The 25,705-nt window shown below is 48.2% G+C and carries 22 protein-coding genes and 1 pseudogene; 7 read left to right on the forward strand and 16 right to left on the reverse strand.

Going from position 1 to position 25,705, the window contains the following annotated elements; genetic code table 11:
• Positions 1-116 precede the first annotated feature (116 nt).
• From K5Q99_RS12015 to gmk, 11 genes are all read right to left on the reverse strand, one after another.
• A complete protein-coding gene (locus K5Q99_RS12015) occupies positions 117-1,013 on the reverse strand; it encodes a DUF3014 domain-containing protein (protein WP_220776985.1) in 897 nt (298 codons plus the stop codon).
• A 199-nt stretch (positions 1,014-1,212) separates the two neighbouring features.
• A complete protein-coding gene (gene recG / locus K5Q99_RS12020) occupies positions 1,213-3,288 on the reverse strand; it encodes an ATP-dependent DNA helicase RecG (protein WP_220776986.1) in 2,076 nt (691 codons plus the stop codon).
• Between the two features lie 184 nt (positions 3,289-3,472).
• Positions 3,473-4,069: a response regulator transcription factor gene (locus K5Q99_RS12025; protein WP_220776987.1), complete on the reverse strand. Its 597-nt coding sequence runs from the start codon at positions 4,067-4,069 to the stop codon at positions 3,473-3,475.
• Positions 4,069-5,148 carry a sensor histidine kinase gene (locus K5Q99_RS12030; protein WP_220776988.1) on the reverse strand — a complete coding sequence of 360 codons (1,080 nt, stop codon included), beginning with the start codon at positions 5,146-5,148 and terminating at the stop codon, positions 4,069-4,071. The genes K5Q99_RS12025 and K5Q99_RS12030 overlap by 1 nt, the downstream gene beginning before the upstream one ends.
• Positions 5,149-5,279: 131 nt before the next feature.
• Positions 5,280-5,984 carry a tetratricopeptide repeat protein gene (locus K5Q99_RS12035; RefSeq protein WP_220776989.1) on the reverse strand — a complete coding sequence of 235 codons (705 nt, stop codon included), beginning with the start codon at positions 5,982-5,984 and terminating at the stop codon, positions 5,280-5,282.
• A 214-nt stretch (positions 5,985-6,198) separates the two neighbouring features.
• Complete coding sequence (locus K5Q99_RS12040; RefSeq protein WP_106648355.1) at positions 6,199-7,143, reverse strand: calcium/sodium antiporter; 945 nt, start codon at positions 7,141-7,143, stop codon at positions 6,199-6,201.
• A gap of 179 nt (positions 7,144-7,322) precedes the next feature.
• The gene (locus K5Q99_RS12045; protein ID WP_220776990.1) at positions 7,323-8,987 is read right to left on the reverse strand and encodes an AMP-binding protein; all 1,665 of its coding nucleotides are present in this window, start codon (positions 8,985-8,987) and stop codon (positions 7,323-7,325) included.
• Between the two features lie 227 nt (positions 8,988-9,214).
• Positions 9,215-9,598 (reverse strand): deaminase RidA, encoded by a 384-nt coding sequence (gene ridA / locus K5Q99_RS12050; protein WP_006079838.1) that lies wholly within the window; start codon positions 9,596-9,598, stop codon positions 9,215-9,217.
• Between the two features lie 25 nt (positions 9,599-9,623).
• Positions 9,624-11,729, reverse strand: a complete 2,106-nt coding sequence (gene spoT / locus K5Q99_RS12055) for a bifunctional GTP diphosphokinase/guanosine-3',5'-bis pyrophosphate 3'-pyrophosphohydrolase (protein ID WP_006079840.1) — start codon at positions 11,727-11,729, stop codon at positions 9,624-9,626.
• 45 nt (positions 11,730-11,774) lie between these two features.
• Positions 11,775-12,053 carry a DNA-directed RNA polymerase subunit omega gene (gene rpoZ, locus K5Q99_RS12060; RefSeq protein ID WP_007651394.1) on the reverse strand — a complete coding sequence of 93 codons (279 nt, stop codon included), beginning with the start codon at positions 12,051-12,053 and terminating at the stop codon, positions 11,775-11,777.
• A 58-nt stretch (positions 12,054-12,111) separates the two neighbouring features.
• Entirely contained in the window at positions 12,112-12,735 is a 624-nt protein-coding gene (gmk, locus tag K5Q99_RS12065; protein WP_106648352.1) for a guanylate kinase, read from the reverse strand.
• A gap of 252 nt (positions 12,736-12,987) precedes the next feature.
• On the opposite strand from gmk, the gene K5Q99_RS12070 reads away from it, so the two are divergent.
• The 4 genes from K5Q99_RS12070 (at position 12,988) to K5Q99_RS12085 (ending at position 18,415) form a co-directional block, all read left to right on the forward strand.
• Positions 12,988-14,661: a hypothetical protein gene (locus K5Q99_RS12070; RefSeq protein WP_220776991.1), complete on the forward strand. Its 1,674-nt coding sequence runs from the start codon at positions 12,988-12,990 to the stop codon at positions 14,659-14,661.
• A 224-nt stretch (positions 14,662-14,885) separates the two neighbouring features.
• Positions 14,886-15,758: an NTP transferase domain-containing protein gene (locus K5Q99_RS12075; RefSeq protein ID WP_220776992.1), complete on the forward strand. Its 873-nt coding sequence runs from the start codon at positions 14,886-14,888 to the stop codon at positions 15,756-15,758.
• Positions 15,751-16,815, forward strand: coding sequence for a phosphotransferase enzyme family protein (locus K5Q99_RS12080; protein ID WP_220776993.1), 1,065 nt, complete (start codon positions 15,751-15,753; stop codon positions 16,813-16,815). Before K5Q99_RS12075 ends, K5Q99_RS12080 begins: the two co-directional genes overlap by 8 nt.
• A gap of 181 nt (positions 16,816-16,996) precedes the next feature.
• On the forward strand, positions 16,997-18,415 hold the full coding sequence (locus K5Q99_RS12085) for an MFS transporter (protein ID WP_220776994.1): 1,419 nt from the start codon (positions 16,997-16,999) through the stop codon (positions 18,413-18,415).
• Between the two features lie 10 nt (positions 18,416-18,425).
• On the opposite strand, the gene K5Q99_RS12090 is transcribed toward K5Q99_RS12085, so the two are convergent.
• A complete protein-coding gene (locus tag K5Q99_RS12090) occupies positions 18,426-19,379 on the reverse strand; it encodes a sulfotransferase family protein (RefSeq protein ID WP_220776995.1) in 954 nt (317 codons plus the stop codon).
• Between the two features lie 382 nt (positions 19,380-19,761).
• On the opposite strand from K5Q99_RS12090, the gene K5Q99_RS12095 reads away from it, so the two are divergent.
• The 3 genes from K5Q99_RS12095 to K5Q99_RS12105 all read left to right on the forward strand — a co-directional run bounded on the left by K5Q99_RS12095 (position 19,762) and on the right by K5Q99_RS12105 (position 23,220).
• The gene (locus tag K5Q99_RS12095; protein ID WP_220776996.1) at positions 19,762-20,877 is read left to right on the forward strand and encodes a Fic family protein; all 1,116 of its coding nucleotides are present in this window, start codon (positions 19,762-19,764) and stop codon (positions 20,875-20,877) included.
• Between the two features lie 160 nt (positions 20,878-21,037).
• The gene (locus tag K5Q99_RS12100) at positions 21,038-21,268 is read left to right on the forward strand and encodes a helix-turn-helix domain-containing protein (protein WP_011624886.1); all 231 of its coding nucleotides are present in this window, start codon (positions 21,038-21,040) and stop codon (positions 21,266-21,268) included.
• Complete coding sequence (locus tag K5Q99_RS12105; RefSeq protein ID WP_220776997.1) at positions 21,265-23,220, forward strand: DUF2075 domain-containing protein; 1,956 nt, start codon at positions 21,265-21,267, stop codon at positions 23,218-23,220. The genes K5Q99_RS12100 and K5Q99_RS12105 overlap by 4 nt, the downstream gene beginning before the upstream one ends.
• Before the next feature lie 34 nt (positions 23,221-23,254).
• On the opposite strand, the gene K5Q99_RS12110 is transcribed toward K5Q99_RS12105, so the two are convergent.
• From K5Q99_RS12110 to K5Q99_RS12125, 4 genes and pseudogenes are all read right to left on the reverse strand, one after another.
• Positions 23,255-23,731 carry a PD-(D/E)XK nuclease superfamily protein gene (locus tag K5Q99_RS12110; protein WP_220776998.1) on the reverse strand — a complete coding sequence of 159 codons (477 nt, stop codon included), beginning with the start codon at positions 23,729-23,731 and terminating at the stop codon, positions 23,255-23,257.
• A gap of 103 nt (positions 23,732-23,834) precedes the next feature.
• Positions 23,835-24,071: pseudogene (locus tag K5Q99_RS12115) on the reverse strand (LysR substrate-binding domain-containing protein); the annotation flags it as partial.
• Between the two features lie 6 nt (positions 24,072-24,077).
• The gene (locus K5Q99_RS12120; RefSeq protein WP_168826545.1) at positions 24,078-25,385 is read right to left on the reverse strand and encodes a type II toxin-antitoxin system HipA family toxin; all 1,308 of its coding nucleotides are present in this window, start codon (positions 25,383-25,385) and stop codon (positions 24,078-24,080) included.
• Complete coding sequence (locus K5Q99_RS12125) at positions 25,385-25,651, reverse strand: helix-turn-helix domain-containing protein (protein ID WP_220776999.1); 267 nt, start codon at positions 25,649-25,651, stop codon at positions 25,385-25,387. The genes K5Q99_RS12120 and K5Q99_RS12125 overlap by 1 nt, the downstream gene beginning before the upstream one ends.
• Positions 25,652-25,705 lie beyond the last annotated feature (54 nt).

Genomic DNA, 25,705 nt, shown 5'->3' on the forward strand with positions numbered 1-25,705 from the left:
TTTGTGTAACAAATATCGCAATGGCATTCTCATTCGACAGGCTTTTTTATCCTAGCGATTTACGGTCAAAATGAAAAAGGCGCACGAGCGCCTTTTGTCTTCACCACGGCAAGGTTTTACTGCGCCAGTTGGCTCTCGAGTTTGCGTAGGGCTACTTTTAGCTTGCGGGTATTTTCTGGGCCCATACGGATCAGCAGTTTTTGCGCGCTGGGTAGTGCCTCTAAGTTAGGGTCAACAAATTGATAGTTAACGCTAATAGAGCTCAGCTCAATCGGATCTTCAATGATAGGCGCCGCGAGCAGTATTTTAATCGCTTGCAGCATTCTGTCATTGAATTTGGCATTGCTGTAGCCGAGTTCGCTAAAGGCTTCCTCTAGCATAGGCGTCATTTGCTTATAGGTGGCCATTAACGTCTGTTCGTCCATTTTGGCAATCGAATCAACATAGGCATCGTATCGATGGAAACCTTCTGGATTTAAATACACTTTGTTGGTGATTTCAGAAACCGAGAATAGCTTTTCAGGCCCTTTGAGTGGGCTCACTTTGCGGGTTAATTCACCTTGAGCTAAGTTGTCGACAAACACCACAAATTGGCGTGCGAGATCTTGCTGTACAAGTGAAGAACTCAGCACATTGTTATTGATAATGGCGAGGGCTTTTCGTTGCACAAATGCATCACTTTCAGCCAGCGCGGGTACAGGTTCAACCACCACTTCTGGCTCAGTTACCGCAGGGGTTTCTGGGCTGTTAGTGTCCGTTTCAGGGGCCACGGGGGTCGTCTCTGTGGTCTCTGGTTCTGGCGCACTTTCGAGCGTCATAGGCTCAGAGGGCGGTGTTTCAGGCAATACAATTGGCGCGTTAGGGATGAGTTTAGGTGAATCTGAGTCACCGCTGTAGTAATAATATCCTCCGACAGAAAGCAGCACGACGAGCACGATCGCAAAAAGTGCAAAGCGATTACTGCTAGAAGAAGTCTCTTGAGGTGTTATTCTATCATCTTGATTAACTTGCATTTTACATCCTTCGCTTGAGTGTCAAGGTAACGTGGTGAATACATGCAGCTAACATTAAAAGTGCAAGAGCGGACGATTGGAATGCCGCTGGTTCATTTTGCAAGTTTCCATGCGCTTGTCTATAGCGCTTAGCTGAACATAAACAATTTATTTTGAGTATCGAGGCAGATGTCACTCCTCGGCCTTTCCCCTTTACAGCCTAAGCCTGCACATAGTGCTGCTTGTGCCCCAGCCAACGTAAGATAATCGCATCGACTTTTTCGGGGGCCTGCGCCATCACGTGATTTGCCAGTTTTTGAATATGCGGGATCAAAGCTTGATCGCGCACTAAGTCGGCAATTTTCAGTTCGGCCAGTCCCGTTTGCTTAGTGCCAAGCACTTCACCCGGGCCACGAATTTCTAAATCTTTCTGCGCTATGATGAAACCGTCATTACTTTGTCTGAGTACACTCAGTCTTTGGGTGGCGGTATGGCTCAATGGCGCCTTGTAGAGTAACACACAATGGCTTGCGATGGCGCCTCGGCCGACTCGTCCGCGTAGTTGGTGTAATTGCGCTAAGCCTAAACGTTCAGGGTTTTCAATGATCATCAGGCTGGAATTAGGCACGTCTACGCCGACTTCAATCACTGTCGTTGCCACAAGAAGATGAATGATGCCCGCCTTAAAATCGGCCATGATTTGTTGTTTCTCAGCGCTCTTCAACCTGCCATGCACTAGGCCAATATTGAGCTCGGGTAGGGCGAGGCGCAGTTCTTCGGCCGTGTCTTCGGCGGCTTGGCATTCGAGCACTTCGGATTCTTCAATCAGAGTACACACCCAATAGGCCTGACGTTTATCTGTGATGACGGCGTTACGCACCCGTTCAAGCACTTCGTTGCGGCGTGAATCGGCAATCGCCACTGTGGTTACTGGAGTTCGTCCCGGCGGCAGTTCATCGATAATAGAAGTGTCGAGATCCGCATAGGCTGTCATCGCTAGCGTGCGCGGGATCGGCGTTGCCGTCATGATCAATTGATGCGGATGGAAACCTTGGCTCACGCCCTTTTCCCGCAGACCTAAGCGTTGGTGTACGCCGAATCTGTGCTGCTCATCTATGATAATTAACGCGAGTTTATTAAAGACCACATGCTGCTGGAAGATGGCATGGGTGCCAATCACCATTTGGGCGGCGCCGGATTCAATATCCGCAAGTGATTGCGCTCTTGCCTTGCCTTTAAGTTTACCCGCTAGCCAACCGACTTTAAGCCCGAGTGGCTCAAACCAAGCGGCAAAGTTAGTTGCATGCTGCTCGGCCAATAGCTCGGTCGGCGCCATCATGGCAACTTGATAACCGTTTTCAATCGCTTGCAGCGCAGCCATCGCCGCGACTAAGGTTTTACCCGAGCCCACATCCCCTTGCACTAAGCGCATCATAGGGTGCGGCTTTTCTAAATCTTTGACTATATCGGCCACCACTCTTTGCTGGGCGCCTGTGGGCTTAAAGGGCAAAGCGGCGAGGAAGGGATTGAGCAACTGCCCCGTGGCCTGCATGGTCACCGCTGCATCTAAATTACTGCGCTGCCTTAGGCGTAACATGCTGAGATTATGGGCGAGTAACTCTTCCTGCACCAGTCGCTGCTGGGCTGGGTGTTGGCCTAACTCTAAATCGAACTGTGAGATCCCCGCAGGAGGTCGATGCAGCGTCTGCAACGCTTGTTTAAGGCTGATGTTATTCGGTTGCAACTGCGGTGGCAGCAGCTCAGTTAAACCGCCATCTTCCAGTAATGCCAAAGCTTGCTCGGTCAGCTTTAGCCAACTCGCCTGTTTTAAGCCCTCAGTTGTGGGATAAATCGGCGTTAGGGTATCGCTTAGGTGAACATCTTCACCGGGATAGACGACTTTATATTCTGGATGCACGATCTCGGCTTGATGACCACCACGGCGCACTTCACCGTAGGCTCGGATCATTAAACCATTTTGCATGGCATTACGCTGGGCGACAGAAAAGTTAAAGAAGCGCAGGCTCAAGCTGCCCGTATCATCGCGCACATTGCAGACCAGCATGCGCTTGCGGCCTTGGATGATTTGCGTCGATTGGATTTCAGCTTCTATAGTGCCATAACCGCCTAGGCTGAGGGCGGCAATGGGATAGATTTGGGTTCTGTCTTCGTAGCGCAGGGGTAAGTGAAACAGCAGATCTTGTACTGTTGTGATGCCGAGCTTTGCGAGTTTCTCCGCGACCTTTTTGGCGACGCCTTTGAGGTCGGTGATCGGAACAAGATCCAATTGCTGCAAGTCGTTAGCACTCAATCACTGTGAATTTATACATATATTAACAGAGAATAAGCGTAAGGCAATCTCAAGCAGAATGAGGGACTTATTTGCTAGCCTAACTAACGTCAGTTTGCGGCCCTTAGGTTTCGGCTAAGGCCGCAGAAATTGTCGATATGAACGAAAGAGTGGTTAACCGTGAGCGTGTTTATAGCCAGCCCTTTTGTTTGGCGATACGGGCGGCGTCGATTCGGTTGCTGGCATTGAGTTTAGCTATGGCTTCGGAGAGGTAGTTGCGCACTGTGCCTTCGGCGATAAAGAGGGTTTCGGCGATGTCGGCGGTGGATTTACCTTCGCTAGCGAGGCGAAGGACGCGGCGTTCTTTATCGTTGAGTGGGTCGACGTCACCAATTGCCATCATGGCCAGTTCAGGATCAATTATCCGTTTACCCGCCATCACTTGTTGAATCGCGTTGACTAAGGTTTCCGAGGGGGCATCTTTAAGCAGAAACCCGCCGACACCGGCTTCGATGGCACGTTTGATATAGCCAGCGCGGCCGAAGGTAGTAATGACCACAACTTTAGTTTGGCTGTGTTGCTCCTTTACCCAAGCGGCCAGCTCAAGGCCTGTGCGACCGGGCATTTCGATATCGGTTAGCAAGAGATCAAAACTTTGCTGCTTGAGTAGGTTAAGGGCTTCGTCGCCGTCACTCGCTTGGGTGATATTAAAGCCTCCCGCAAGCGTGAGGAGTGCTGCGAGTGCGCCACGCACCATGGCTTGATCTTCCGCCAATAAAATCTTCATTAATCTGTTGCTCCCTGCAAAGGTAAACTGACGGTAAATGCATATCCTTGTTCGAGATTATAGCTCAAGCTGCCACCTAAAATGTCGAGACGTTCGCGTATGCCAGTGAGGCCATTGCCTTCGGCGATAGGTTTACTTGTGCCATTATCTTTGACTTCAAGGATTAGTCGATCTGGCTGTTGAATAAAGTCGATAATACATTGACTTGCGCCGCTATGGCGTAAAATATTATTCACCAGTTCAGTGACAATTAACCCTAGCTGGCTCTCCATTCTGGCGGGTAATTTGGGGATACTGCCTGTTAGCTCGACACTGATCCCTTTTTCTCTCAATAGTTTACACAGTTGTGTCACGCTATCCGCGAGTCCTTTATGTTTGTAATCCGATACAGTATGGCGAATTTGGCTGAGGCTCTCGCGGGCGATTTGACCGAGTTCATTAAGCTGGGTAGTGGCTAGTTGGTATTCTTGTTTTTCCAGCAGTTTTTCGGCCAGTTCCGCCTTAAGCGCAATCGAAGATAAGCTGTGGCCCATAATGTCGTGTAGATCGCGCGCGATACGCTCACGCTCAAGCATAGTGGCCAAGGTGGTAATTTCTTGGGCACTTTGCTGTTCTTTTAATTTATGCCGATAACGTCTGCGTTCGGCGACACCAAACATACCCACGCCGAGCACTAACCCCGAGCCGTAAAGCGGAAAGTAGTAACTGTTAAAGTGGTAAATCTCATTGAGGGCAAACAGTAGTCCGATGATGGCAGCAAGTGCCAATAGACAGGTTCGTAGAGGGTAAAAAAAGCCAATGAAAAAAGCCGCAAAGGTGAATAGTGAGATAGAACCTGGGTTGATTGGGGTGATCGCTATTGCTATCGCCACCATAATCAGAATGGGCCGATAGGCGCTACGGTTATTGCACTTATAGGTCCAAAAATAGCTGGCAATAAAAGGGATTAACACAGCAAAACTGAGGGCGATTTTCCAGCTTGGATAGGGATTTATGGCTAGAGGGATAAGATAAAACACTAAGTTTATCAAATACACCCAAGCAAGTTTTCGTTCGAGCTGAAGTGGAGTGCTCATCATGATGCCTCTGTGAAACTGTGTTGATTGTTCATAGTTGCCCCTTGAATGCTAAAGGAGGCATCTGCCTTGATTTATTCTGTTTAGGGGTTGGCGCTGGGGTCAGCGCCATCAGTCCCTGTTAACAATGGGATCTAGTTTGCACTTAATTGCTGATTTTGTTGAAGCAAAAATTTTGCCCAACCGTAATCTGCTTGCACTTTGATGGCTTGATGCCAATCTTCAATCGCGCCTTGGGTATCGCCTAATTCCTGTTTAGCGAGTCCACGCCAGGTATAAGCTTCGGCTTCGCCCCAACAAATGTCGTCGCAAGGTTGGGCGAATCTTTCTATGGCGGTAGTGGCGAGCGTCTTAGCATTTTGCATGCTGCCGCCAAACATAGCTGGGGTGTTATAGGCGGCGATGGCTTTCACCAATGCGACCCGCGGATTTTGAGGTGCTAATTGTTCGGCGTTGGCAATGGCATTGGCTGATTTCATCCCGAGCGTTGCGCCTTTGCTATTGTCTAAAGCGATTTGCATGCCATAAACCGACGATAACAGCGCTAGGGATTCGGCGTCAGCTTGGCTGATTTCTAAGGCTTCCAGAGCCGTTTGCGCATTGGTCAGAGCACTACTGGCGAGGGCTTTTTGTCCCATGACATTGGCGCTGATGGCTAAGCGATAGTTCGCATAGGCTTTGTCGTAATCTTGAGTGCTGGCACTCAGTTGTTGTAGCTGCGCTAGGTTCATCGAGTTTGAGGCCGTATCTATGCTGGTGATATTGGCGTTAGAGGGCGACGCTGCAAACGCGTGGCTGCTGATAAGCGCTAAGCTTGAAACGAGTAGTAATGTTTTCATGGTATTTCCTTATTGAGTGAGTTTCTCTGTGCTTGGGTACGGACTCATTATCAGAAATTCGTTAGGAAAAATGCAGACACAAAGGTCATGGCTTTCGCATGACAAATGTCATTAGTTGAAGGGTGTTAAACTTGTCTTTTTTAAAAAGTGCGAAACTCAGATAGCAAAACACCGGAGAGGCTCCGGTGTTTTAAGTGGGGATTACCGCTGAGTGTTATACCAAAGCTTGAGCGCTCGCTTGGTTGATCAGGTAACCCATATAGCCTAAATAGCTCAGTAGTAGTACAGAGCCTTCGCGGCGGCCGATGCGCAATCCCGTCCATGCAAAAGGCAGAATCACAACGGCTAAGGCTAGCATCACCATAAAGTCGAAGGGTTGGAAGCCGAGTGATGACACTGGATGCACTATGGCAGTAACACCTAAAATGCCCAAAATATTGAACAGGTTAGAACCAACAACGTTGCCGATAGCGATATCGCTTTGGCCTTTTAATGCCGCAATCACTGAGGTCACTAACTCTGGCATACTGGTACCAATCGCCACGATCGTTAAGCCGATAATGACTTCACTCACGCCGAAGGTTTTCGCTAAATCTACTGCGCCGTTTACAAACAGAATACCGCCGCCAACTAGCATGCTGATGCCGACTAGGATGAACAAGCCAGAAAGTAGTGGGTTATTCGGCCCCGCTTCAATTTCTTCCTCATCATTGCTGTTTTTCGAGCTGATGTAGCTAAAGGTTAAATAACCAAACAGCAGTGAAAGCAGTATTACACCGTCAATTAGGCTGAGTTCACCGTCTAATAAGAGCCCCCAGAACAGCATAGAAGCCAATATCATCAAAGGGATATCGCGCTTCACCACTTGAGATTGCACTTGGATAGGGCGGATTAGTGCCGTGATCGCTAGGATTAAACCTATGTTTGCAATGTTAGAGCCGATAACGTTTCCTAAGGCGATACCACTGTTTCCGGCGAGGGCAGATTTGACACTCACGGCCAGTTCTGGTGCGCTAGTACCAAAGGCAACAATAGTTAAGCCTATGATAAGTGGCGTAATACCTAAGCGTAGGGCGATAGAACTCGCGCCACGGACTAGGGCTTCGGCGCCTAAGGTTAAAATAATAAAACCGCCAATAATCGAGAGTGTAATTAGCATCACGGGACTTTGTTAAACCTATATTGAATGGGAAAGTACAAGGGAATCATCCCTTAGCCGACAGACGCATATGATACGTGGTTTTATCGAAATTTGACAGAATATGTCATAAAAAAGCACGCCGAGGCGTGCTAGATTTGAGCCGATAACCACATTGGCTATCTCTCTGTTTTGCTGAGCTATTTCTGTGTTAACTCATCTTCCCAGCGAACTTGAGCGCCACGAATACCATCAACGCGTTCGCTAAACGCTTTTTCAAGCACATGGCGTTTGATCTTCAGCGTCGGCGTTAGTGCATCGTTTTCAATCGTCCAAGGATCGCTAACCACGATAATCGCATCCACATGTTCATGTGACTCTAAGTGCGGATTAACGCTATCGAGTGTCGCCTTGAGTGAAGCGCGGACTTCTTCGCGGGCCTGCAAACTAGCGCCTTCGGATAATTGCACTAATGCGATCGGATGCGGCAGGCCAGAGCCAATCACGCAGATCAGTTCAACATGCGGGTCCTGCGCCAATTTACGTTCAATCGGCACGGGCGCGACATATTTACCTTTGGCGGTTTTGAAGTTGTCCTTCACTCGGCCGGTAATGGTCACGCAACCATCGGCGTCGATGGAGCACAAATCGCCAGTGTGGAAGAAACCATCGGCGTCGAAGGCTGCTGCAGTCGCTTCGGGTTGTAGATAATAAGCCGTCATCAACCCTGGACTCTTAAGCAGCAGCTCACCATCTTCCCCTTGGCGGATCTGACAATCCTCAACCGGGCGACCCACAGTGCCAATTTTACGGGCATCGAAGGGATAGTTGATAATCGAGTAGGCGCAGTTTTCTGTCATACCCCAAGCTTCACAGATATTCAGACCAATGCTGTGATACCAGTGGATCAGCGACGGCGGAATGGGCGCAGAGCCAGAGCCGAGTAAACGACAATGGTTTAAACCTAAGCCTTTATGGATTTTGTGTTTTACTAAGCTGCTGATTAACGGGATTTTCAGCAATAGATTCAGTTTACTGACACCAATTTTATCTATGATGTTTTTCTGGAACAGGCTCCACAAACGCGGCACTGAGAAGAATACCGTCGGTTTTGCCCTTTGCACGTCGGCGACGAAGGAGTCGAGACTTTCAACGAAAGCGACCACGCTGCCGGAATAGAAGGATGAACCTTCAATCGCGACGCGCTCTGTGATGTGCGCTAAAGGTAAATAGGATAACAGTCTGTCATTGCCGTCGGTGCGTAAATCACGCACTACCGCTTGGCAGGTCCAGCCATAGCTGGCGAAGGTTTGAATCGCACCCTTAGGTTGACCCGTCGAGCCAGAGGTATAGATAAGCGTCATCACTTGATCAGGCGTCGGCAGCGGCGCATCGACGAGTGGATAGCCGAGATTAAGTAATTGCTCCCATTGATATTGGGCTGGCATTGTATCGTAGGGCATAGCAAGGCGTAACAGTTCGCCGCCGACACCGGCTTCTTGGTCAGCCCAATGGTCGAGCTTGCCGAGGAAAATGGCTTTTGCGCCACTGTGTTGCAACACATAGCGAATGGTATCTGTGTTGGCCGTTGGGTAAATCGGCACGCTGACATAGCCGCCGTGCATCAACGCGAGGTCGGTGATAAACCACTCGGCGCAGTTTTTAGAGAGTACGGCAATCTTATCTCCGCGCTCTAGGCCTAAGTGGTGTAAGGCACCAGCCAGTTGCTGTACTTTTTCTTGCACTTCGGCCCAAGTAAAATCAAGGAATTGACCCTTGATAGGTTGGCGTAAATAGACTTGGTCCCCCTGAGTCTTAGCCCAGTGCGCCAGCATTTCAATTGGCGTCTTAATCGCTGTATCCATTGGCAATTCCCTGTTCTTTATTGTTATTTTGGCTGCACCCAGTATGGCGAGTTTTGTGAGCCCGCGCAAATAGTTTACAGGATTGTAAAATATGAGAATGGAGCCCAAAGCCTACAAGCTGAGTATGAAAATAAGATGAAGAGAATAGTAAGCTGGAAAGAGGATTGTGGCGGCAACAAAAAAGGCGCCGCAGCGCCTTGTTGTTGGTTGAAGGGCAATGCGAGAGCTTACAGCTCCATCACGCCATCCATTTCAACTTGAGAATCCTTCGGCAATTGCTTCACGCCGATAGCTGCACGGGCAGGGTAGGGCTGGCTGAAGTAACGGCTCATGATTTCATTCACTTTTGCAAAGTGGCTTAAATCAATCAGGAAGATGTTGAGCTTAACGATATCGTTGATTGAACCGCCCGCAGCAGTACAAACGGCGGTTAGGTTTTCAAATACTTGCACCACTTGCGCTTCAAAATCATCGCTGACAATTTGCATTGTGCTTGGCACAAGTGGAATTTGGCCGGATAAATACACTGTGCTGCCGACTTTGACGGCCTGTGAATAAGTGCCGATGGCCGCAGGGGCGTTTTCGGTCGCTATGATGATTTTTTCTGCCATGACGCTCTCTCTAATGTTGAGTTAATTAACGATTACGGGACGTACGCAGCACTTCGGGCAGTACCCTAATTCGGCGCATCACGTTGGCTAAATGGATCCTGTCTTTCACCGAAATCCGCAGGTTAATCAAATACACGCGGCCATCACGTTCTTCAGTGCTGAGGTTGTGAATGTTCGAACCTTCGGCGGCAATGATCGAAGTGATCTTCGCCAGTGCGCCTTGGTGGTTAACGATTTCGACCCGCAGGTTGGCTTGGTAATCAACGCCTTCGACATTATCCCATTGCACAGGAATATACTTGTCAGGCTCGCCTTGATAACCACGAATGTTAGCGCAGTTTTCCATGTGCACCACTAAGCCCTTACCTTGGCTCACGTGGGCAATTACGGCGTCACCTGGGATTGGGCGGCAACAGTTGGCGAAGGTAACGAGCATGCCTTCAGCGCCACGGATTGGCATCATGTGGCCGTCGCGGCTTTCTTGATTTTCAAGATTATCACCAATTAAGCGCTGGGCGATCACTATGCTCATGGCATTGCCAAGGCCGATATCGGCGAGCAGTGAATCGAGCGTGGTGTGTTTAGTATCGCGAATGACTTTTTCAATCTGCTCAGGCGGAATACTGTCGAGTTTAGTTTTGCCGAGCGCATGGTTGAGCAGGCGGCGACCGAGCGCAATCGCGTCATCACCCTTAAGGCTTTTCAGCACTTGGCGGATTTTGGCGCGGGCCTTACCTGTTACCACAAAGTTCAGCCAAGCGGCATTAGGACGTGCGCCTTTAGCTGTAATGATTTCAACGGTTTGGCCAGAAATTAACGGCTGGCTAAGCGGATACGCTTGGCGGTTAACGCGGGCACCGACGCAGGTATTACCCACGTCCGTATGCACTTCGTAGGCAAAGTCTACTGCAGTGGCATTGACAGGTAATTCTAGAATGCGACCTTCAGGGGTGAACACATAAATCTCTTCAGGGAAGAGTTCCGTCTTCACGTTTTCAACGAATTCGAATGAGGTGCTGGCGCTTTGTTGTAATTCCAACAAGCTTTGCATCCACTTACGGGCACGCACTTGAGTCGTCGTGCCTTGGCCTGTTTGCGCACCGCCTTTGTAGGCCCAGTGTGCCGCGACCCCTTTATCTGCCATCTGATCCATATCTTCGGTACGAATTTGGATCTCAACGGGCACGCCGTGTGGACCAAATAAAGAGGTATGAAGAGACTGATAACCGTTGGCTTTAGGGATAGCGATATAATCTTTGAAACGACCGGGACGAGGTTTGTACAGTCCGTGCATGGCGCCGAGTACGCGATAACAAGTGTCGATGGAATCGACTATCACCCTAAAGGCGTAGATATCCATGACTTCTTGGAATTGCAGCTCTTTACTCTGCATCTTGTTATAGATGGAGTAGAGGTTTTTCTCGCGACCTTTAACTTTTCCCGGAATGCCTGCATCGTTTAAGCGCGTATACACAGCGGCTTCGATGCCTTGGATCAATTCTTTGCGATTGCCACGGGCGGCTTTAACGACTTCTTTAAGCACCCGATATCGCATGGGGTAATACGCTTGGAAACCTAAGTCTTCTAACTCTGTCTTGATGTTATGGATACCGAGACGGTTAGCGATGGGGGCATAGATTTCAAGGGTTTCGCGGGCGATACGGCGACGTTTGTCGGGACGCAGGGCGCCTAAGGTACGCATGTTGTGGGTTCTATCGGCAAGCTTGATGAGGATAACGCGGATATCCTGCGTCATCGCCATCATCATTTTACGGAAGTTTTCAGCCTGAGCTTCTTTCTTGTCGCGAAATTTAAGCTTATCGAGTTTTGACACGCCTTCGACGAGTTCGGCCACCGCGACACCGAATAGTTCGGCTAAGTCGTCTTTGGTGACATGGGTATCTTCGATGGTGTCATGGAGCAGTGCTGCCATCAGCGTCTCATGATCAAGACGCATGTCAGCAAGGATGCGGGCAACCGCAACCGGATGAGTAATATAAGGTTCGCCACTCGTGCGCATTTGCCCTTCGTGGGCATCACGCGCGATCTGGTACGCCTGCTTGAGCAATTCTACCTGTTCGGGTTCTAAGTAACCGGAAGCAGACTCCTTTAGACCTTCAAACAGATACAAGTGGCAGCTCTCCTTTTACCTAAATAGGTGTTTACTCAATAACGCTTATAATGAACGGCCTTCAGCAATGGCTGCAACCGCTGCAATTTCAGCGGCTTCACGTTCACGTACCGTTTGACGCTCATCAGCATCTAAGGTGTGAGCGTTAACTAAACCTAGTTCGATTTCACGCAGGGCGATAACCGTTGGTTTGTCGTTCATCTCTTCAACCATAGGGTCTTTACCCTGCACGGCGATTTGGCGAGCACGACGCGCCGCAACCAAGATCATATCAAAACGGTTGCCGATTTGTTCTACGGCGTCTTCTACAGTTACGCGAGCCATGTGTTGAAACTCCAGTTTATCTAGGGAAAAAATGACGCAAAATTGTACACTATGACAGCTATCCTGCCAACAGATCGTGAAGCATATCATTTTGCGCGTGGATCTGACTAGCACCTGTTAAGCGCTGACTGCGAATGATGGCACGCAAATCGGCTAAGGCAGTGTCAAAATCGTCGTTGACGATAATAAAATCATATTCTTTATAGTGGGACATTTCCGATACGGCTTGTGCCATACGGCTGGCGATCACATCGCTACTGTCTTGTCCACGGCCGGTGAGGCGGCGTTCTAGCTCGGCTTTCGAGGGTGGCAGAATAAACACACCAACGGCATCGGGCATCACGGCTTTCACTTGCTCGGCACCTTGCCAGTCGATATCGAGGAAAACATCGATACCTTGGGTGAGCGTATGTTCAATCACATGGCGCGAGGTACCGTAGTAATTGCCGAACACTTCTGCCCATTCAAAAAAGGCATTTTCAGCAATTAAGGCTTTGAATTGCTCAACATTAACGAAGTGATAGTGTTGACCATCGACTTCACCTGGGCGTGGCGCGCGGGTGGTATGTGATACCGAAACCTGCATGTCGGCGGGCTTGTCTTTAAGCAAGGCCGAGATCAGCGAGGATTTACCTGCGCCACTTGGCGCCGACACAATAAATAAATTTCCGCGTGCGGTCATGAGCTAAATATCCAATTGGTTAACGCAAGAAGGGCCCAGAAAGCCGAGCATTATACCGATTTTGACCATAGAAATACTAGGGCCTGTAGGCCAGCAATTTAAGCCTATTTTAGATTTACTTCGATATTATGCGCATTTTTATCCGACTAGGGTCGTAGGCACTGACAATTGCGGGTAAATTGGTTACGCTCGTGCGAATAAGGCAATGAGTGTCTTTTTGTATCTCGTTTTTACAACAATAAAGGAAGGGTCGTGCTGTTAAAATCTCTTTTTTGCCTTCACGGGCGTGATTCTCGTCCCCGTTTTGTCGCAATCAGTGTTGGCGTTTACGTCTGTATTGCACTTGCCGCCGCTGCTTTTGGGGCCAATTTTCTGATGTATTTGCTGGCATTGTTGGGTCTACCTTTATTAGGGCTCACCAGTTTGCGTCGTTTGGCCGATGCCGATAAGTCAAAAGGCTTGATTGGCCTATTCCTTTTGCCGTTAATAATTTTCATCGGCCTGTTAGCGGCCGATGTGCATATTGCCTTAATTGGATTGAGTTTAGTGTTAGCCGCGGGGCTGACATTTTGGGGCTGGCGTTTACCGGCACCAACGATAGTGGATTATCGCTACGGTTATTTCGGCCCTGAGCTGGATGCGCCAACATCGCAGGCTATGCCTAGGCGCCGTGTGGAGCCGACTATCGTTCCAAAGGCGGCTAAAGAAATAGAAACTCCAGACGTTGCCGCTAGACAGGCAGCTAAATCGACCGCCCATATTCAAGCGCAGCCTCAAGTTGAGCGACATGAACCGCATCTTGAGCTGTCGCATGCGCAGGCCATTAGCGCCGCAACGGCCTCTGAGCCAGTGGTGGATTTATCTGCCCATGTTGAACCCATTGCCGCTAAACCAATAGTCGCTGAATCAACGGTCGTAGAATCTACAGTCGCTGAACCTACAGTCGCTGAACCTATAGTCGCCTCGACGATAAGCGCAGCGGATGCCGAACTTGAAGCCCAGCGCCAAGATGAACTGCGCTTCGATGCCCTTACTCGGATGACGCAGAATCCTGCCGATTTTGTGGTGCCCGACAGTCATGCAGATTTTCGCCCAGCGAATGCTAGCCGTATTGAGCAGACCAATATTGATTTAGTCGACGTTGATGTCGCCAAGGTTGATTTAAAACATGTCGACTTTAACGCCGCCCAATTAGATCCTGCCGAACGCAGTACAGAACCTGGTTGGCGTTTTGCCGCCGAAGAAGATGACGAACTAGATAGCTTTAACGATCGAGATCATGCCGAAGAAGTGCGTCAACGTCGCGCCGAAGCGAAAGATTCTGGCTCGATGACTGAGCTGTTTCGCGGTCTATTCGAGTTTCTAGCGCCGCTGAAACGTTTCTTTGTATTGCCTAAGATTAAGTTACCTAAACTGGAACGCCGTTATTGGCGTCCTGCGGGGATTGGTTGTGGTGTTGTGGTCTTGTTCGCCTTGGTTTGGGGTCTTTGGCCAAATGGTGACGCTGAGACGGGTGATGGCGCAGAAGTGGTCACGGTTAACGCAATTGCGCCCTATGCGGGTGAGCGGGTGACGCTCGCGCTACCGGACGGCTTTTCTGTGGCGCTGGAGGATGACATCTTGATCATGCGTTGGCTCGGTGAGAAAGGTGAAGCGCAAAACCTGTGGTCCTTAGCGACGGCAAAAGGCGATAAAACCTGTAGCTTGTTGTCCTTTAACAATGGCACTGACTATCGCCCTGTGACTGTGGACTTGAAAGCCGACTCAGCAACCGAAGCGCGATTCACGCCACTCGACACCCAAGCCATCATAGTGGACCTTGCGCGCCGTGGCAGTATCAGCCTGTGCGGGTATAAGTTCAGCCTTAAGGGCAGCCAAGCGATACTGGAACAGAATCGTACTTTTGGTGATTACATCGCGCGTTAGTTAAGTTTGCAAGTTAGGTCTATAAGTTAGATCAGTAAATGAAGTCGCAGCTTAGGCCTGCAACTTAAGTCGATAAAAATTCTGCTTAAATGCTAGTCACAATTAGAGGGGTAGATTACACTTTTGCTCCTCTTTTTCTCAAACCGCGTTTTAAATGCGCTATGCATTGGGCGTGGCGGTTTGGGGAAACATCATTAAATTTGAACTGAATATATCAATCCAGCATGAATACAGAATTGACCTTAGTCATTATGGCTGCAGGGCTAGGCAGTCGTTTCGGCGGCGATAAGCAATTGGCAGCGCTCGGTCCCGCCGGCGAACCCATGTTGGTGTTATCGATCATGTCGGCCATTCGCAGTGGCTTTCAGCGTGCTGTGCTGGTGATCCGCCCTGAGTTAGAAACTGAATTAACTGAGATACTGACACGGTTTTTACCCGCCGATTTTGCCTATCATTTTTGCTATCAAGCGCTAACGGATTTACCCGAAGCGGCGCAGCTGGTTGATCTCAGCCACAGGCTTAAACCTTGGGGCACGGCTCATGCATTGTGGAGTGCGCGCCATCTTATTAAAGGACCAATGGCCGTTATCAATGCCGATGATTTTTATGGTGATAGCGCTTTTGCTTCCTTAGCCAAGGGCTTAAGCATGAGACCGACAGAGTGGATGATGGTGGCCTATCCCATAGAACTCACATTGTCGGAGCACGGCGGTGTTAACCGGGGTCTGTGTCAGGTTGAAAATGGTCAGCTTAAATCGGTTGCCGAATGGCTCAATATCGCCGAGCAAGGTGGCCAATTGGTAGGTGATGGCCCACAGGGGCATGCGAGTTTGCCGCCCAAGTCCCTGGTCTCTATGACATGCTGGGGCTTCTCCCCAAGCATATTTGATGTTATTAAACGTGAATTAACCGAATTTATCGGGCAACAGGGTCAACAACCTAAGTCTGAATGTTACTTGCCCGCCATAGTACAAGCGGGCATTGAGCAAGGTTTGCCTGTCTATGTCGATGTTGCCTGCGAGCCCTGGCTCGGCGTGACTTATCCGCAGGACACTGTCTGGGTAAAACAAAAATTAACGGAGTTATTGAGTGATTAAACTCATCAGGCAGTCAGTGTTGCCTCATTTTGGTATTGAATCTGCCGAGGCGAAAATTTCTGCCCTCGGTAATGGCCACATCAATGACACCCTTTTGGTGCGTTGGCCTGCGGGCGAATTGGTATTGCAGCGAATTAACACTGAGGTATTTAAAACACCCAACGCTTTGGTCTGCAATGCCGATAAAATTAGCCATCATTTATGCGCTAAGTCGTTACAGCAACAATACGGCCTGAAAGTCGTTAGCCCTTGTTTAACCCAAGAGGGTGAATTGGCTATCGATTTAGGCGAACAAGGATTTTGGCGCGCGATCAGTTACTTGCCCCATAGTCTCAGCATCGAAGTGGTTAAGTCGGAACAAGAAGCGGAAATGGCGGCCAAAGCCTTTGGTCATTTTGCCTCAGCCTTGAGTGACTTTGATGCGACAGAGCTTGAAGATGTGATCCCTCAGTTTCACCACTTACCGGGACGTATGGCCTTGTTACAACAGGCCGCCGAGCTTGATAGCCAACACCGTTTAGATCTTTGCCGTCATTGGGTCGATTATGCGTTATCTCAGCAGGCATTGTTGGATGAACTTGCGGAAATATCGCCAAAGCTGCCGCTGCGAATTTGCCATAACGACACCAAAATCAATAACATGCTTTTCGATAAACGCGATATGTCCAGCATGGCGATTATCGATTTAGATACCTGCATGAAAGGTCATCTGATGTATGACTTTGGTGATATGGTCCGCACTTTCTGCTCGCCAGAGGAAGAAGACTCAACGGCCTTGGATAAAGTCCTAGTGCGCCAAGATATCTTCGCCGCAATTTGCCGTGGCTACTTGAGCGAGTTGGGTGATGTCTTAACAGAAGACGAAAAACGCAGTCTGTGGCTCGGTGCGCGGGTGATTTGTTTGATGATAGGCGTGCGTTTTTTAACGGATTATCTTAACGGTGATGTGTATTTCCATATCCACCGCGAAGGCCATAATTTAGACCGCGCCGCTAACCAGTTTACCTTGTACCAAAGCTTGCTCGACCAAGAAACGGTACTTAAAGCCCATTTCTAAGTCAGGATATGGATCTTGGTGATTGCGCCAGTTTATCGCTCCAATGCACGGATAAACACAACGCCCAAGGCTTTGCTTTGGGCGTTTTGCTTTAATACGATTGCTTAAGCCCTAGGCAGATGGCATTTCATCCGACATAATCGAGCAATATCCCTTAATATTACATGGATTTGTGCTTGGTATGGATTCACCTGTGGCGCAGCCGTTAGTCACTTGTTTACGGCGCAGCGAACGTAACTCTTGGTTAAGATGTACCCTGCGTCGCTCGCAGCAGGAGGCGGTTGCCTCGTCTATGATGACGGCGACCAGCGATAACTTCTTCAATGCCTACGCTATTTTTCTCGGTGCTAGCCTAGCGCAGATGGGCTTTGTCACTGGGTTACCTCAGCTTTTTGGCGCTATCTCCCAGCTTTTATCTGTCTGGCTCGCCAGCCATTTCTCCCGCCGAACTTTTATCGTCTTTTGCGCCGCCTTTCAGGCCTGTGTTGTGCTGGCGATGGGCGCGTTAGCCGCTTTCGGCCCTGAACATGCGGTGTGGATCTTTATCGCTTTAGCCGTTGGTTACCATGGCTTTATCAATCTAATTCAACCCCATTGGCGGGCGTGGATGGGCTCTATTGTTCCCGAACGGCGCCGTGGTGCATTTTTCGCCGCGCGCACTCGACTCACTATGGGCGCTTCTTTGAGTGTGTTCTTTATTGGTGGCGGCATACTTACCTTAACCGATTCGATGCAGATGGCGTGGCTGGGCTTTAGTCTGTTGTTTTCTATTGCGGCGATGGGGCGGTTTGTGTCGGCTTGGTTACTGCTGCAGATGCACGATCCCGATCCGCGTGAGCCCAAACAGCGCGGCGTATTTTTGCAGACGATTGGTCATTTTCGCGAGGCGTGGAAGGATAAAACCTTTCGCCAGTACAGTTTGTTTGTCGCCAGTATGCAGGGCATGGTGGCGATCTCTGCGCCATTTTTTGCCGTTTATATGTTGGAAGGCTTGAAGTTTACTTATCTCGAATTTGTGTTCGCCAGCGTGGCTTCGATAGCGACTCAATTTGTCACCCTGCGATTTTGGGGCCGCTTTAGCGACCAATTCGGCAATCGTTTAGTGATGATCATTACCAGTTGTATGATCCCAAGCTTACCGCTGATGTGGCTATTCTCGGATAACTATCTGTATATCTTAGCTATCCAAGCTTTCTCTGGCTTGGCGTGGAGCGGCTTCACCTTAAGCACGGCAAATTACCTTTATGATATCCGCCCCTTTCGCAGTGACTTTGCGACCTACGCAGCCCTGCAAGCAGCCTTGAGCGCGGCTTGTGTATTTGTTGGCGCGATATTGGGTGGGATTATTGCCTCCCATGCAGCGGACTTTTTAGTCTGGTCGGGTTGGAATAGCGTGTTATCTAGCCCTATCTTCGTGGTGTTTTTAGTCTCGACCGTACTGCGGGCCTTAGTGACACTTTGGTTTATTCCGCGCTCGGTCGAACCTAAAGTGCGCCCAAGGCCGCAGCTAATGCAACTTATCTTCCGTATCCGCGGCTTTAATGCCATTTCGGGCGTGAGCCTCGATTGGCTCACAGTGGTGAAACGTCGCAAGCAGTAGAGACGTGCAGCTAAAGCGTATAGTCGAAAAACTTACGGCTTTGTGGGCCAGCGCTATTACTGTTCACCTTATTGGGATGTTTATATTCATGCCAAGCTGCGACATGTGTACCAGCGTTTAATTTAGGGAAATCCAGTCCATGTTCGCTGGTGTTGACGCTTTGTGGCTGAATGTTTCCCTTTGCCTGACTTATTCCTTCCTGTAATAGCTGGTTTGGTGCACTTTTTACTTGGGAAGCCGAGAGCGCCCTATCTGTCACTTGGCCTAAGGTTGGGCAATCCGTGGTTAACCCCAAAAATTGCAACAAGCGACTCAAGCTCCCCGCATGGCTTATATCGAGCGAGATAAAATCTTCGCGGCCTTGAAAGTAAGCGAGCACTTCGTTTTGATGCCTTTGATAACAATCAATAAGATGTGCCTCGTCTGCGGGAGCCGCCACTTTATCGATAGCAAACGTGTGCCGAAAGCTGCGTTTCATAATCGGGTGAAATCGCCCCGATTTGGCTTCTAAATGCGGCAGCATTTTACCCAGCAGCATCTGCATTGAAGGCACCCACTTCACCATATCACGCTCGAGGTAGACAAATTTGGCCTGCGGGAATAGACCATCGAGCTGCCGATAATCACTAAAACAGGGCACATCAGAAATCGCATCGGCCAGCATAAACGCCTGTTTAGTAAAAGCCATGTGCGCCACTTTAAGCCCTTGCTCCAGCAACGCCACACTTACACTCGTCGTGCCCGTACGTGGCAAACCTATGATAAAAACCTTCTGTTTTTCTACACTTGCCTGTTCACTACTGAGCGTATTCGAATTTGCAGGATTCATCTCAGCTGGCGTGGCAATCTGTGAATGACCAGTGTGCTGCGTATTGGCGGCATAATCTGCATTGCCAATATGTTGTGCATTAGCAGAACATTGTGCGTGAGCAGAAGCTGTTGAATTGTTGGCATTATCAGGCATAGATTGGGCTCAGAATGTGTGTGCAAGCGGTGCAGTGTAAGCAATGAGTTTTCACATCGGTGTTTCGCATTGGCGTGTCAAATCAGCGGCGGCAGTATATCTCAGCGCGAAGGCTTTGTCGGTAGCTATACATAAAAGTCACGAACAACGGCAATGCACCACAGTATTGTATGACAGCTGTACGATAAAATGGATGACCACAAGGCTTAGAAACGAGATCCCAGATTACCAACAAGGCTCATTTCCCTGCATTGGATAGCCATGTTGGTATTAATGAGGCGATTATTGGCGCTATTCGACTCATAATGTGAGGCGAATATGTTTGTTAATCGCCTCATTATGTGAGTAGAATAGGCTTGTTATTTGACTCGTGGGGTAAGATATGTGGATTTGGCAGCAAGCTGATTGGCCTAAGTTTCATTGGAATACCAGCAGCATTGATGCCTTGCTGCGTCAGGTTTATTTCAATCAGGGCCAGCTGCTTGGCAAGCAAATGCTAAGTCACGACGACAGCCTGTTAACGTCAGACGCTGCACTCGACACCTTACTCGCTAACATTATCCACTCCAGTGCCATTGAAGGTGAAAAGCTCAATGCGGCTTCGGTGCGCTCATCCTTAGCTAAAAAACTCGGTGTGACTGAGGAAAAACCGTATCCGACCACAGCGCAAACCGATGGTTTAGCTGACATTATGCTCGATGCTTTAAAAAATTTAGAGACTGAATTAACCCTCGAACGGATATTGGGCTGGCATCAGCAGTTATTTCCGCAGGGTTATACATTGTTTAACCCCGTTATTGGTGGAACGCTACGTGGCGATACACCTATGCAGGTTGTCTCAGGCCGGATTGATAAACCAACAGTACATTTTGAGGCACCCTCTAGAGCGGCATTGGATGCTGAACTCTCGCAGTTTATCCAATGGTTTAATGCTTCACGGCAAGCGCAGGTTTTAGATCCGCTTATCCGTGCGGCGATAACACATCTTTGGTTTGTTACTCTTCATCCACTTGATGATGGTAATGGGCGCATCACGCGCTTATTGACTGATTTAGCTCTGGCGCAAGCGGAGAAACGCTCGATTCGTTTTTACGCTATGTCGGTCAGTATTCTTGCCCGTCGCCAAGCCTATTATGACATTTTAGAGTCCACTCAAAGGGGCGATGTCGATATTACTCCTTGGTTAGTCTGGTTTTTTGAAACCCTCAATGACTGCTTACTCAATGCGATGGCAGATGTGAGCAGAACGCTGTCGAAAACTCAGTATTGGCAAAGTGTCGACCAATCTTTATTGAGTCAAGAGCAAGCCAAAGTACTCAATCGCATGTTAGACGGCGATTTTGAACTAGGGATTAATAGTAGCCAGTATCAAAAAGTCGCGAAGGTGAGTCGCGCCACCGCCACCCGTCATCTTGCGCAAATGGTCGAGCAAGGCTTTTTAGTGAAAGCCGACGCCGGCGGCCGAAGTACGAGGTACTTATTGTCGAGTGGGCAGTAGATGGATTCCGCGCCAATAATCATTTTGCATTTTGTTAGTGATTACCCAGTGTGATCTTATGCCCAAATCATTATGTGTTTGATATTGAATGTGACTCATAGTCCGTAGACGTATTGTCTACAAGTAAAGATCATCATGAAAACTCTTCACAGGATTATTCATGGAAGATCATTTGCTTACCTCATTTGGTACTCATCTAAAAAGTTTGCGACTCGAGAGATCGTTTTCGCAGGAGCAGCTTGCATTAAAAGCTGACATGGACAGAACCTATGTCAGCGGCATTGAACGTGGTCAGCGTAATGTGAGTTTGATTAATATATTCAAGCTCGCTAAAGCCTTAGATATTCCTGCGAAACAACTTCTAGATTTTACCGTTGAGGGATCATTATGACTCAACGAGCATTTTATTCGGCGAGTTTTAAAGATTTTTTGTCGGCAGAGGCCCATGCGATTACCGGACTGATATCCGCTGCCCATACCCAGCCTTTACAGCATTTGCAAACCTGCGCTTGGACTGCTGAAATCGGCATTCTCAAACATAATTTGGCCCAGAACAATGTGACTGAAGGACATATCTTTATTGAGTTTATGATCCCACGAATGGGGCGACGTGCCGATGTCGTGATGATATTTAAAGGGATTGTTTTTGTAGTAGAGTTTAAAGTGGGCGCAACAGCATTTACCGCTGCCGATATGAGGCAGGCTCATGGATATGCCTTAGATTTAAAGAACTTTCATCGCGGTAGTCATGATAAATATCTAGTCCCTCTGCTTGTCGCCACCAACGCGACCAGCCAATCGGAAAATCCAGTATTCGCAGGCGATAATGTTGCTTCGACCTTGTGTATTTCTCCCGGTGAATTGTTTTCAAGAATGCGCCTAATTGCTGAGCGGCTGAATCAACCTACTTTTGATCCAAACTTGTGGGCTGATTCTGGTTATTTGCCGACGCCAACCATTATCGAAGCGGCACAAGCTCTGTATGCGTCGCACAATGTCGAAGATATTGCTCGTAGTGAAGCGGATACACAAAATCTTGGGCAAACGAGCCAGCAATTACTTCAGTTGATTCACGATGCTCGTATCAATAAGCGAAAAATAATTTGTTTCGTTACCGGCGTTCCGGGTGCTGGCAAAACCCTTGTAGGACTTAATATTGCGAGTATTCACGCAAACAGGGAAGAGAAAGAGTATTCTGTTTTCCTCAGTGGTAATGGGCCTTTAGTGACGGTATTACAGGAAGCCCTAGCTAGGGATAGATCTTCTAGAACTGGTGATTCTATCAGCGCAACCAGAAAGGAAACTGAATCATTTATTCAAAATATCCATCGCTTTAGGGACGAATATCTGCATGGTGGCGTGCCACCTGAAAAAGTGGCCATATTTGATGAGGCTCAACGGGCGTGGGATAAAGAGCAGGCAAGCGATTTCATGCGTCGCAAGCGAGGTATTGTCGATTTTGATAAATCAGAGCCTGAATTTCTCATCGAAGTAATGGACCGTCGTCAAGACTGGGCGTTTATTATTGCGCTAGTTGGTGGTGGACAGGAGATTAATAAAGGTGAGGCAGGACTAGCTGGATGGTTGAATGCGCTTAAGGCCAAGTTCTTAGAGTGGGATGTCTATTTTTCCACAGCTTTATTGTCAGGTGAGTATATCTCAATGGGCGTAGACCTGAATGCGGTTTCAAGGGCGAATATTTTGCCTAACTTACATCTTGCCACATCCATGCGATCTTTCCGTGCTGAAAAGTTATCGAGCTTTGTTCATTACTTGGTTTCTGGGCGATGCGGACTTGCAGTTAGCCTCTATAAAGAGATAGGGCATGTCTACCCAATCAAAGTCACTCGCGATTTAGCTAAGGCTAAAGCTTGGGTTAAGCAGCACAAACGAGCCAATGAGTCTATGGGGCTGCTTGCTTCTTCTAACGGTATTAGGCTTAAAGCTGAGGGTATTTTCGTTAAGAACAAGATAGACCCTGCTAAGTGGTTTTTAAGTGGGGCTGAAGATATTCGTTCTGCCGAGTTTTTAGAGGATGTAGCTACCGAGTTTGATGTGCAAGGACTGGAGCTAGACTGGTGTGTCGTTGCTTGGGATGCAGATTATCGTTTCAACGGCCAAGAGTTTGAGCATTGGGAATTTAGAGGAACTAAATGGGAAATGCGACATCAAGCTGTACGTAAGAGATATCTTGAAAATGCTTATCGCGTATTGTTGACGCGGGCTCGTCAGGGCATGGTGATATTTGTTCCTAAAGGCGATAAATCAGATGAGACTCGAGATCCCAAGTTTTATGATCATACCTATAAGTACTTGATAGATTGTGGGATTGGTGTGATTTAGTAAAAAAAGGGTCGGAGTTGTTCGACCCTTTGGGTTATTTTGAAGCGAAAAAACGAATAAATTCATCAAGGTCACTAAAGACCTTGATTTGTTTGTCTTGAATATTACTAGCAGCAGTTTTTATCCAGTCAAAAGCTTTTTGTTTATAGCCTTTCCCACCTAGTAAAATGACCAAATTGTGTTCTGGCGCGAGGCGAAGAGACTCTAGGAAAAAAGGAAATTTTTGATCGACAGAGCCGCTTTGCTCTTGCTTGTGAGCTTCAATTCGGACTGCTCCTAGTGTTTGATGCTGTACTAAGAAGGCTGCCTTTCGAATTCCACCATACATATCTGTATAAGGCACACTTTTAAGGAACTCGTTTTGAGACGGAACACCTTGTGCTTCACGGAAGCCTATCGCCACAAGGGATTGTTCTACTTGATAACAAAACTTCTGATTGGATAACATGCTTGCTTCATATTTACCTGAGTCGACTTCAGGTAGATCTTCAAAAAGTGATTCTTGGTTCATTCTCCATCCTTGGTTATTAAATCGCCCTTTAATGTAGCATTGAGAGTGGCTGATTTTCAATCAGTTAGAGTTACTAAACAAAATCGCTATATCAGTCTGAAATTTAAACTAATTTGTCACTCGCAAACGGCTCCATCAAAAACTCAATCAATACACTCACCTTAGTCGGCAAATATTTCCGCTGTGGATAAACCGCATAAATGCCATGTTCGGGGAGGGGATGATCTGTGAGCAAAGCTTGTAGGCGGCCTGCTTGTAAGTCGGCGTCGATCATGAAACGGGGCAGATTGGCTATGCTTAAACCATCGAGTGTGGCTTGGTGGATGGCATCACTATTTGAGCGCTTTTATAGCAGTCGCCTTACCCTATGCTCTAACCCGTTCAGGATGCTGTGCTGGATATGTGGGGGGAAATCATCTGGCAGTTGCGCTTGTATCCGTTGGATAACCATAGGCGTTTTTTCAACAAACTCCTCAAGAAGCTCGTTCATGGCTTGTTGACTAAAGCCGACTCGATTTGCCGTAGCGAGAAAATGGCGGGGAAAGATTTGTTCAATCTGGTATTTTTTCCCTTTAGTGGCTGTCAGTCCCATGGCCAGTTTCGCATCGCGGATGTTAAGTCCTGTACCACCCAGCACTGGATAAACGGAGATGATGTCGTAGAGTGGGGTAAGCTCGTATTTTCCTTCGGGCCTGATAAATAGCGAAAAGTTTTTAGCGTGGCCGTCTGTCGCCGCCAGTAACCAAAATAACACTTGTGCTTTCATGAAGATGCGCCGATCTCTTTCTGGGGCAAGCGATCCCATCAATACGTACATTATCTCGCTAATGCCTGGTCCCTCTTGGTTCTCGTATTTCCTCGCTGAGGGGATATTGAGGGTTTGGCAAAAATCTTCCTGTGGTAGACGCATCAGCCAACTATTGTCCGCTGCGTAGCGGCGATCGAAGCGTTCAACAGCGAGCGCCTTGATATTCCCAACCTTAAGGATTTCGCAATCGGGAACTGGTAAACCATATTCTCGAGCAATAGACATGCACAGGTACTCGTTTTCGACACTGTCCGATAGATCTAAGGTGTGGGAATGGGTGACTATCTGGCCGATAGGGAGTTTGATTATGTGACTGGTTGGCGTTGAACCATGGGGTAAACACCACTGACCATCATATTTCAGCAGGGCGGTTTTTTCCTGTGCTCCAGCAACTGAGATCCGAAAATCGTCATATTCTTCGAGCATGCCTAATGGGATCTTGGATTGGTAACCTGCTAAGACCCGTACTAGGGCTGCGTCATCAAGTGGTTCACATTCAATTTTTTTAATGTCTTCGGGTTCAATACCTTGTGGTACCAGTTGCAAGGCTCCGACACTATCTTGGCCGACTTTCGTCAGTAAATCGAAGGGTTGGGTTGAACTAGCTTGATAGCGTGCGAGGATACGCTGGCGAATTTCCGGTGAGTCAGGCAGTAAGTTATCAAAGAAGTTATAAACTTCATTGCCCTGATAATGGCGTTGGCGTAGAGGCATAGACAACGATATGGGGCGATTTCCTGGAATAGTCAGCCAGTCGCTATTGTATTGAAATCGATGGGCTCCTGTCTCTTCTTTAGAGAAAGTACCGACTAGAAAGCCATTCATATAAACGTCAAGTGCTGCCATTACCACTCCTGAGCCCATTGTTTATTGTTAGATGGGCCTGTATCACTGTCACTCGCGTTGCGAGGTTTGAGTTCTATTTCGAGTTCGAGGGCTGATAAGAGTTTGAAAAATGTATCAAGTTTAGTGCTGTCGGGATTCTGTTCGAAGTTGGAAATTGTGCCTTGGCGTAAGCCAATTTTCTCACCAATTTTAGCCTGAGAGAATCCCTGTGATTGGCGAACATCTTGTATATAAGCGCTAAGCTGTTTGGTTGTGGTGATCTTCATTTTGAATTCCCATTATTTCCCAATACGCTTTAAAGTATAAACATAACTTAACAC

The sequence above is a fragment of the Shewanella hafniensis genome (assembly GCF_019655335.1).
GTDB classification, from domain to species: Bacteria; Pseudomonadota; Gammaproteobacteria; order Enterobacterales; family Shewanellaceae; genus Shewanella; species Shewanella hafniensis.